A 9,661-nucleotide genomic window follows, 5' to 3' on the forward strand; every position below is an offset into this window, starting at 1 on the left:
CACTGAACGACATGACCGGAAATATCGGCCTATGAACGTCGTTCGGCCGCACGTCACCGTCGACCAGGCTCGCGAGGTCGCCACCACCCTCTTCGGCGTCTCCGGCGAGGTCACGGAGGTCGGCAGCAATCAGGACCGTAACTTCGTCGTCGACGGCCGCTACCTGCTCAAGGTGGCCAACGCGGGCTACACCGACGCCGAACTCGACGCCCAGGACGCCGCCCTGCTGCACCTGCGCGGGAAGGTCAGGGCGCCCGAACCGCAGCCCACGCTCGGTGGCGGGCATGTCGCCCGGTTCGGCGACGGACTGCGCGCCCGGCTGCTGACGTTCGTGCCGGGCACCCCGCTGATCGAGTCGGCGTATCTGGCGCCGGTCGTGGTTTCCGGTCTCGGCGACCTCGCCGGGCGCGTGGTCCGGAACCTGGCCGACCTCGGCCACCCCGGGCTCGACCGCGTCTCGCAGTGGGACCTGCGCCGGGCCCGCACCGAGATCGACCAGATGATCGGCGGCCTGTCGACCGGCCGCGACCTCGTGCGCCGGGCCGCCGACCTGGCGTGCGACCGGCTGGAGTCCCTCGCGGGGAACCTGCGGGTGCAGGCCATCCACGGCGACCTGACCGACGACAACGTGGTCTGCTCGATCGGGCCCGACGGCCGTCCGGTGCCCGACGGTGTGATCGACTTCGGCGACCTCGGGCACGGCTGGATCGTCGGCGAACTCGCGGTGACCTGCGCGTCGCTGCTGCACCACGCCCCCGAACGGCCGCTGGCGATCCTCCCTGCGGTGCGCGCCTTCCAGCGGGTGGTGCCGCTGACCGGCGACGAACTGGCCGCGCTGTGGCCGGCGATCGTGGCCCGCACGGCGGTGCTGGTGGTCAGCGGGGTGCACCAGGCGCTCCTCGAACCCGACAACGACTACGCGACCGAACGCCAGGACGCCGAGTTCCGCGCGTTCGAGGCCGCGTCGCGACTGCCGTTCGAGGTGGCCGAGGCGGCGTTCCGCGAGACTCCCCCGGCCGCGTTCCGCGGGCTGCCGATCGTGCCGGTGCTGCCGGTGCGGGACCTCTCTGTGACGAGCGATCTGCGGGGTGGGGTGTGGGAGACGTACAAGCCGGAGAAGGGCTTCGCCCATCGGGCCGGCGAACCGCGGCTGACCCTGACCCGCACCCACTCCTTCGACGCGCCCGCGACGGTCCCGCTCGGCGTGGAGGCCCATCTGCCGCTGGGCGCCGGGGTCAACGCCCCCTTCGACGGGGAGGTGCGCGACGGCGTCATCGAGGGGCCCGGCATCGAGCTGCGGCTGACCGGTGTGGACCTGTGGGAGGGCATGATCCGGGCCGGTGACCGCATCGGCACGGTGGCCGACGTGGTCTACGCGACCCTCTGTACGGTCCCCGGCCTCGAACCCCCGGCCTTCGTCACGCCCGAGGAGCACGCCGCCTGGCAGGCGATCTGCCCCGACCCCGGCCCCCTCTTCGGCATCCGGCCCGTGGCGCGGACCTCGTTCTCGCGGGCTGCCCTCGCCGAGGTCCAGGAGCACTACTACGCCGACCCTCCGCAGATCGAGCGAGGCTGGCGGCAGCACCTCACCGACACCGGCGCCCGCACCTACCTCGACATGGTGAACAACGTCGCGGCGATCGGCCACGCCCACCCGCGCCTCACCCAGGCCGTCTCCCGGCAGCTCGCCCTGCTGAACACCAACTCGCGGTTCAACTACCGCGCCATCGCCGAGTTCTCCCAGCGGCTCGCGGACCTGGCGCCCGACCCGCTCGACACGGTGTTCCTGGTCAACAGCGGTTCCGAGGCGGTCGACCTGGCGCTGCGGCTGGTCCAGGTCGCCACCGGCCGCGAGGAGATGCTCTGCGTCGCCGAGGCCTACCACGGCTGGACGATGGCCTCCGACGCCGTCAGCACCTCCGCCGCCGACAACCCGAACGCGATGGACACCCGCCCGGCCTGGGTCCGCCCGGTCCCGGCCCCGCACCGCGACCCCGAGGCGCTGGCCAAGGCCCTCGCCATGATCGGCGAACCGGCGGGCTTCATCGCCGAGGCCTTCTACGGCAACGCGGGCGGGATCCCCCTCCCCGACGGCTACCTGTCCGCCGTGTACGAGAAAGTCCGGGAACGCGGCGGCCTGTGCATCGCCGACGAGGTCCAGGTCGGCTACGGCCGTCTCGGCCGCCACTTCTGGGGCTTCGAGCAGCAGGGCGTCGTCCCCGACGTCATCACCATCGCGAAGGCCATGGGCAACGGCCATCCGCTCGGCGCGGTCATCACCACGAGGGAGATCGCCGAGACCTACCGGAGGGTCGGCTACTTCTTCTCCAGCGCCGGGGGCGGCCCGGTCAGCTGCGTCACCGGCATGACCGTGCTCGACGTCATCCAGCAGGAGCGGCTCCAGGCCAACGCCCTGACCGTGGGCGACCGGCTGCGCGAACTGATGGAGGCGCTGGCCGAGAAGCATCCGATCATCGGCGCCGTGCACGGGCTCGGTCTCTACATGGGCGTCGAGCTGAACCGTCCCGACGGCTCCCCGGCCACCGAGGAGACCTGGGCGATCTGCGACCGGCTGCTGGAACTCGGCGTGATCGTGCAGCCGACCGGCGACCACCTCAACATCCTGAAGATCAAACCGCCGATGGTGCTGACGGAGGAGAGCGCGGAGTTCTTCGCCGCCGCACTCGCCCGCACATTGTCCGAGGGTTGGTGAATCCCCTGGTGGGGGCACTGCTCCGAATATGATTCCCCGTCGCTGGCGCGCTCTGGCCGTCTGCCTCGTCCCGGCGTTCATGACGCTGCTGGACGTCTCGATCGTCAACGTCGCGCTCCCCGACATCCAGGCGGGGATCGGCGCCAGCGACAGCGGCCTCCAGTGGGTGGTCTCCGGCTACGCCCTCACCTTCGGCCTGGCCCTCATCCCCGGCGGGCGGCTGGGCGACGCGCGCAGCCGACGGGCCGTGTTCATGTGGGGCATCGTGCTCTTCACCATCGCGAGCGCGGCCTGCGGCGCGGCCCAGAGCGAGTGGTGGCTGATCGCCGCCCGGCTGTTCCAGGGGGTCGCGGGCGCGTTGATGATGCCGCAGGTCAGCGGCTACATCCAGGAGATGTTCCAGGGCGAGGAGCGCGGCCGGGCCTTCGGCTACCTGGGCGCGGTCATCGGCCTGTCCACGGCGGTCGGGCCGCTGCTCGGCGGCGTGCTGATCCAGATCTTCGGTGAGCAGAACGGCTGGCGCTGGGTCTTCTACGTCAACCTGCCGATCGGCCTGCTGTCGCTGCCGTTCGCGCTGCGGCTGCTGCCCGCCGGGAACCGGCGCCGCACCCTGAAGCCCGGGTTCGACCCGGTCGGCCTCGTGCTGCTGGCGGCCGGGCTGCTGCTGGTCCTGCTGCCGTTCCTCCAGGATCAGCAGTGGACGGGCGCCGGGAAGTGGCTGCTCGTCCCGGCCGGGATGGTGGTGCTGGCCGGTTTCGGCTGGTGGGAACTGCGGGCGGCCCGGCGGATCGAGCCTCTGGTGCACATGGACCTGTTCAGGTCGCGTGCGTTCACCCTCGGCGGGCTGATCGGCGTGCTCTACTTCGCCGGGTTCACCGCGATCTTCTTCGTCTTCACCCTGTTCCTGCAGAACGGCCTGAACTACTCGGCGCTGATGGCCGGTCTCGCCTCGATCCCGTTCGCGATCGGATCGGGCCTGGCCTCCGGTTTCGGCGGCCGGTTGGTCCCCCGGTTCGGCCGGGCCATGGTCGCCTGGGGACTGTTCATCGTGGCCGTGGGGTTCGTCGCCACGATGCTCGCCGTCCACCAGGTGCCCGGCCACCACGCCGGTTGGGCGGCGGCCGGCCCGCTGCTCCTGTCGGGCATCGGCAGCGGGCTCGTCATCTCGCCCAACCAGACCCTCACGCTCAGCCGGGTGCCGGTGCACCGGGCGGGCAGCGCGGGCGGCGTTCTGCAGACCTGGCAGCGGATCGGGTCGGCGGCCGGGATCGCCGCCGTCGGCGCGGTCTACTTCGCCCACCTGTCGGCCTCGCACGGGAACTGGGCGGAGAGTTTCCAGGTCGCCATGCTGACCTCGGCCGGCTTCGTGGTGGCCGCCCTGCTGGTCGCCCTCTACGACCTGTTCGGTCCCGGCCGCTAGTGGGTCGCGTCGAGGCTCGCCCTCTGGTCGGCGGTCAGCTCCAGGTCGACGGCCGCCAGGTTCTCCTCCAGCTGGGCGAGCGACGAGGCGCCGGCCAGCGGGATGATCGGCAGGTCTGACCCCATCTGCCAGGCCAGCACGACCTGGTTGACCGTCGCCCCGGCCTCGGCCGCGACCTCGCGGACCTTCGCCAGCCGCGCGTCCACCCCCGGATGCCGGTAGTCGGGCGGGAACTCCTTGTCGGCCCGTGTGTAGCGGCCCGACAGCAGCGGTGAATAGGCCACCAGCGTGAGCCCCTCCTCCTCTCTCATGTACGAGACCAGATCCGCCCCCGCCGCCCCGAGGTTGCCGTCGGGGAACAGCGGGCCCGGCATGTCGAACCGGGGGCGCAGATAAGAGTGGTGGTACTGGAGGAGTTCGTAGCCCGGCAGTCCCAGCCGCTTCGCGGTCGCCCGCGCCCGCTCGACCCGCCAGGCGGCATGGTTGCTGACCCCCAGCATCCCGACCAGTCCCTCGTCGACGAGGGCGGCGAAGCCCTCGACGGTCTCCTCGGCGGGGGTGTGCGGGTCTTCGATGTGCGAGTAGAGGACGTCGATCCGGTCGAGGCCCATGCGCTCCATGCTGCGTTCGGCCGACTCGCGGATGACCTTCGCCGACAGCCCCTCGGCGTCGTCGACGTAGCTCCCGCCGGGTGACCGCGGCCGGGCGCCGACCTTGGTGGCGATGACGATCTCGTCGCCGATCCCCCGCGATTTCCGCCAGCGGCCGAGCAGTTCCTCGCTGTGACCGCCCTGGCCGCCGTCGGTCCAGAAGGCGTAGTTGCCCGAGGTGTCGATGAAGGTGCCGCCCGCCTCCACGAACCGGTCGAGGATCGCGAAGCTGGTCGCCTCGTCGGTCACCGAGCCGAACAGCATCGCCCCCAGCGACAGCACGCTCACCTCGCGCCGGGTCTGCGGCGTGGCACCGATCGTGCGGTATCTCATGTGTTCCTCCCGTCGTCGCGACCGAGTCTGCGTGCTGGAGCGCGGTCCAGGTCAAGCGGGTGGCTTCCTCGGGACAAATCCGGAAATATCAGGATGGGCAATTCCGGGAGCTCCAACGTATTCGTCATGGGAAGACAACCTTTCCCCTATTCACGGCATCCTGTGGCGTGTTCCCTCGTCATCCGGAGTGTCCATGTCCCGCATCGTCGCCCTAGCTTCCGTCATATTACTCATATCGGGCCTGGGGATATATATCCTATTTTGGGCCGATAACCGAACACCCTGCGAAGCGGCTGTCGAAGTCGTCGCCCAAATTCAGGGGATTGACCCCAAAAGTCCGAATCTCGCTGGATCGCTGACCGTCATCGACGGCCTGGTCGCCGGGCGCCTCGACGGCGTCTCCGGGCGCGCGAACCCCGTCCTCACCGCAGATCTGACGCGTCTGCGCTCCGCGCTGCGGGGTGTCACGGCCGAGGATTTGGGCGATTCGTCCAGTGAGGTCAGAGAGACGATGACCAACGTCCTGTCTTGTCAGAACGTCGGCGCTTTTCCTGCGCAATAGGAACTCGTTTACGTTCGTTAGCTATGTCCAGCTTTTCGCTTTTTGGTACGCCGGGCACCCTACTGAACATTACGGAATCAATTCAGAGGCCGTAATTCGGATGCACGTACAAAAGAGCATGGACTGACATGACTTTTCAGGATAAAGGGCGCGAGCTCGGACGGCGCGCCGTCCGAGGCGCCAAGGTTCTGGCCGTCGCCGTGGCGGCGAGCGGCCTGGTTCTCACCGGTGCCACCGGCGCTACGGCGTCGACCTCGACCACGTCGGGCTCCAGCATGCTGTCCGACAGCGTCGGCTGGATCGACTGGAAGTACAACGAGAAGCGGCCGCTGAAGCGGGTCAAGATCATCAAGCGGTACCGTCACCACCACCACCGCCACCACCGCTTCCACCACCGTCACCACCGTCACCACTTCGTCCACCGTCACCACCACCACTGCGAGCACGGCCACCACCACGACGGTGAGTGGGACGGCGACGGCGGCTGGGAAGGCGACGGCGAGTGGGGCGGCGACGGCGAGTGGGGCGGCCACGGCCACCACGACGGCCGGTGCCACCACCACCACCACCGTCACGAGCGCCACCACCACCACAAGAAGCACCACCACTTCGAAGAGCACCACGAGCACAAGAAGCACCACCACAAGCACGACGACCACGAGAAGCACGAGGGCCACCACGGCCACGAGCACGAGGGTCGTCAGGACGGCGGCTGGGACAACCAGCAGGACGCCGGCTGGGACGACAACCAGCAGGGCGGCTGGGACAACCAGCAGCAGGGTGGCTGGGACAACAACGGCTGGGGCGACAACGGCCAGCAGCCGCAGCAGCCTCAGAACCCGCAGCAGCCGCAGAACCCGCAGGGCCCGCAGGGTCCCCAGGGTCCGCAGATGCCGGGCGTCCAGCCTCAGGTGGCCCCAAACCCTAACCTGCCCGTCCGCTCAGCGGCCCCGATGCGGGTACAGAGCGTGGCGGGGATCCAGACCGTGGCCGGCGTCAAGCACGACGACCCGCGTTACCACTGGAAGAAGAAGGTTTACATCCGTGGCCCGCGTGGACCCATGGGACCCCAGGGTCCCCAGGGCCCGCAAGGTCCTCAGGGTCCGCAGGGTCCTTCGGGTCCCTCGGGCGGTCCTCCCGGGCCGCAGGGACCCCAGGGACCTCAGGGTCCGGCCGGACCGATGGGGCCCCAGGGTCCTGCCGGCCACAACGGTGTCCAGGGCCCGGCGGGTCCCCAGGGCGGGCCTGGCCCGCAGGGTCCGATCGGCCCCCAGGGTCCGATCGGTAACAACGGCCTGACCGGCCCGGCGGGTCCCGCCGGTCCGGCGGGTCCGGTCGGCGGCATCGGTCCGCAGGGTCCGGAAGGCCCCAGCGGCCCGGCGGGCCCGGCGGGTACGCCCGGCTCGGCCGGCCCGGCTGGACCTCAGGGTCCGGCGGGTCCCGTCGGTGGAACCGGCCCGGCCGGACCTCAGGGTCCGGCGGGTCCGAGCGGTACGCCCGGCTCGACCGGTCCGGAGGGCCCCGCGGGTCCCTCTGGTCCCGCTGGACCGCAGGGTCCGGTGGGCGCGACCGGCGCGACGGGTGCCACCGGTGCGACGGGTGCGACCGGCCCGGCGGGTTCGACGGGTCCGGCAGGGCCTGCGGGCCCGGCCGGTCCGGTCGGCCCGACCGGCCCGGAGGCTGCGCCGGCTGCGGTTTCGCTGTCGCCGCTGCTCCTGGACACGCTCCAGGTGTCGGTCCGTCCGGACGGCCAGACGTGGATCCGCGACCCGCGGACCACCCCGTTCTGGCACAACCTGTCCACCCTGCCCGGCTACCCGGCCGGTGTGCGCGCAGTGTCGACCGAGGTCATCATCGAGGCCCTGATCCCGCTGCTGCACATCTCGGTTCAGACCAACACCGGTGACATCCACCGGACGGTCTGCACCGTGGGTCTGCCGATCCCGATCATCGGTGGCTTCTTCGCCCCCGGTGCTCCGCTCGGGCCGCCGGCTTACCCGAACAACTGCACCGCCTGGTTCAACCAGACGCCTCCGCTCCGCATGGCCACCTGAGTTTCGACTCCGGTGCCGTGAGGACTGACGGCTGAAGGTCGGAGGGCCGCGTACCCCGCTGTGGGGTGCGCGGCCCTTTGGCGTTCACGCGTACAGGAACCAGAAGCCCTGCTGCGGGACGCACTGGTAGGACGTCCACCAGCCCTCGGTGATGCCGAGGTTGCCGACGCGGTTGCAGTCCCAGTTGTAGTAGTAGACGTTGCGGAGAGTGGCGGCCTGCGCGGGCGCGGCGCCCACGGACAGCATGAATCCCATGGCGAGAGCGGCGGAGATCATCAGTTTGCGCATGGCGCGAGCGTCGCACCGCGCCACCCCGCGAACCAGCCTTCCGGGCCCGGCCCCTCCGGTGACCTGCCCCGGCCTATCCCCGGCGCTGAAAGATTCACTAACATCGGGTGATTTCTGTCGCTTTCGGGGGGTTCACCGGTGTCGTTCGAGCGTACGCGCTGGGCCTGTTACGTCGGCTACGCCACCCAGGCGATCGTCAACAACCTCGCCCCGTTGTTGTTCATCGTGTTCCAGACCACCTACGACCTGCCGCTCGAAATGCTCGGACGTCTGGTGCTGCTCAACTTCGGCGTGCAGCTGGTCACCGACATCGTCGCGGTGCGCTACGTCGACCGGCTCGGCTACCGGGGACCGCTCGTGCTGGCCCACGTGATGGCGGCCACCGGACTGGTGCTGCTCGCGGTGGCGCCGTTCCTCACGCCGACGCCCTACCTCGGGCTCTGCATCGCGGTGGTCGTGTACGCCATCGGCGGCGGACTCCTCGAAGTGCTGGTCAGCCCGGTCGTCGACGCGCTGCCCAGCCCCCAGGAGGGCAAGGCGGCGGCGATGAGCCTGCTGCACTCGTTCTACTGCTGGGGCCAGGTCGCGGTGGTCGCCGGATCGACCCTCCTGCTGGCCGGGATCGGGCGCGAGTCCTGGTACGTGCTGCCGCTGGTCTGGGCGATCGTGCCGCTGGTGAACCTGGTGGCGTTCCTGCGGGTGCCGATGCCGGAGACCGTGCCCGACGAGCACCGGACCTCCCTGATGTCGCTGTTCAGGACCCCCGCGTTCGTGACGGCCATGGTGCTGATGCTGGCGGCCGGGGCCTCGGAGCTGACCATGTCGCAGTGGTCGTCGCTGTTCGCGGAGGAGGGGCTCGGGGCGTCCAAGGTCTGGGGCGACCTCGCCGGGCCGTGCCTGTTCGCGGTGCTGATGGGGGTCGGCCGGATCGTCTACGGGCTGTTCGGGGAGCGCATCCCGCTGATCCCGGCGATGGTCGGTTCGGGAGTGCTGGCGACGATCTGCTACCTGGTCGCGTGCCTGTCGGCCAACCCGGTGCTCGCCTTCGCGGGGTGCGCGCTGTGCGGGTTCGCGGTCAGCCTTCTGTGGCCGGGCACGTTCAGCCTCGCCTCGGCGCGGTTCCCGCTCGGCGGCGCCGCGATGTTCGGTGTACTCGCGGTTTTCGGCGATCTGGGCGCCGCGGTGGGACCCTGGACCGCAGGCGTGGTGGCGGACACGACCGGCGGTGGGCTGAGCACCGGGCTGCTCGCCGGGATCGTCTTTCCCGTCACCGTCGTCGTGGGTTCACTGGTCTACGGCGCCATGGGCAGGACGCACGTTTCGAGCAAGTGACCGATCCGTGACAAGGCGAGCCCTTGACGCTCGCATATGTTAGCGCTCACAGTCGACACGGCAGAACAAGCTTCACTCTGAGTTCCAGCCGGGCCAGTGGTGTGAGCGCTAACAAAGACAAGGAAGGGACTTGACCTTGTTTAAGAAGATCATTGCACTGGTCGCGGTCGGTGTGCTCGCGACCGCGTGCGGTGGCGGCGACGACGCCGACACCGGTGCCGCCGCGAGCGGTGGCGACTCGACGATCACGATGGGCTTCGCCCAGGTCGGTGCCGAGAGTGGCTGGCGTACCGCCAACACCAAGTCGGT

General features: G+C 70.1%; 7 protein-coding genes. 5 read left to right on the forward strand and 2 right to left on the reverse strand.

What is annotated here, in order from left to right; all coding sequences use genetic code 11:
• Nucleotides 1–31 precede the first annotated feature (31 nt).
• Nucleotides 32–2,713, forward strand: a complete 2,682-nt coding sequence (locus tag ACYQ78_RS35145; RefSeq protein WP_459805284.1) for an aminotransferase — start codon at nt 32–34, stop codon at nt 2,711–2,713.
• A gap of 28 nt (nt 2,714–2,741) precedes the next feature.
• Nucleotides 2,742–4,133 carry an MFS transporter gene (locus ACYQ78_RS35150; RefSeq protein WP_459805285.1) on the forward strand — a complete coding sequence of 464 codons (1,392 nt, stop codon included), beginning with the start codon at nt 2,742–2,744 and terminating at the stop codon, nt 4,131–4,133.
• Here the strand turns inward: ACYQ78_RS35150 and ACYQ78_RS35155 are convergent.
• Nucleotides 4,130–5,116, reverse strand: coding sequence for an aldo/keto reductase (locus ACYQ78_RS35155; RefSeq protein ID WP_459805286.1), 987 nt, complete (start codon nt 5,114–5,116; stop codon nt 4,130–4,132). The genes ACYQ78_RS35150 and ACYQ78_RS35155 overlap by 4 nt on opposite strands.
• 193 nt (nt 5,117–5,309) lie before the next feature.
• On the opposite strand from ACYQ78_RS35155, the gene ACYQ78_RS35160 reads away from it, so the two are divergent.
• Nucleotides 5,310–5,678 (forward strand): hypothetical protein, encoded by a 369-nt coding sequence (locus ACYQ78_RS35160; protein WP_459805287.1) that lies wholly within the window; start codon nt 5,310–5,312, stop codon nt 5,676–5,678.
• 128 nt (nt 5,679–5,806) lie between these two features.
• Complete coding sequence (locus ACYQ78_RS35165) at nt 5,807–7,732, forward strand: hypothetical protein (protein ID WP_459805288.1); 1,926 nt, start codon at nt 5,807–5,809, stop codon at nt 7,730–7,732.
• Between the two features lie 84 nt (nt 7,733–7,816).
• On the opposite strand, the gene ACYQ78_RS35170 is transcribed toward ACYQ78_RS35165, so the two are convergent.
• Entirely contained in the window at nt 7,817–8,020 is a 204-nt protein-coding gene (locus tag ACYQ78_RS35170; RefSeq protein WP_459805289.1) for a hypothetical protein, read from the reverse strand.
• Between the two features lie 138 nt (nt 8,021–8,158).
• Here ACYQ78_RS35170 and ACYQ78_RS35175 point away from each other — a divergent pair, with 138 nt between their 5' ends.
• Nucleotides 8,159–9,352: an MFS transporter gene (locus ACYQ78_RS35175; RefSeq protein ID WP_459805290.1), complete on the forward strand. Its 1,194-nt coding sequence runs from the start codon at nt 8,159–8,161 to the stop codon at nt 9,350–9,352.
• Nucleotides 9,353–9,661: the final 309 nt, after the last annotated feature.

The organism is Herbidospora sp. RD11066, from assembly GCF_054661255.1.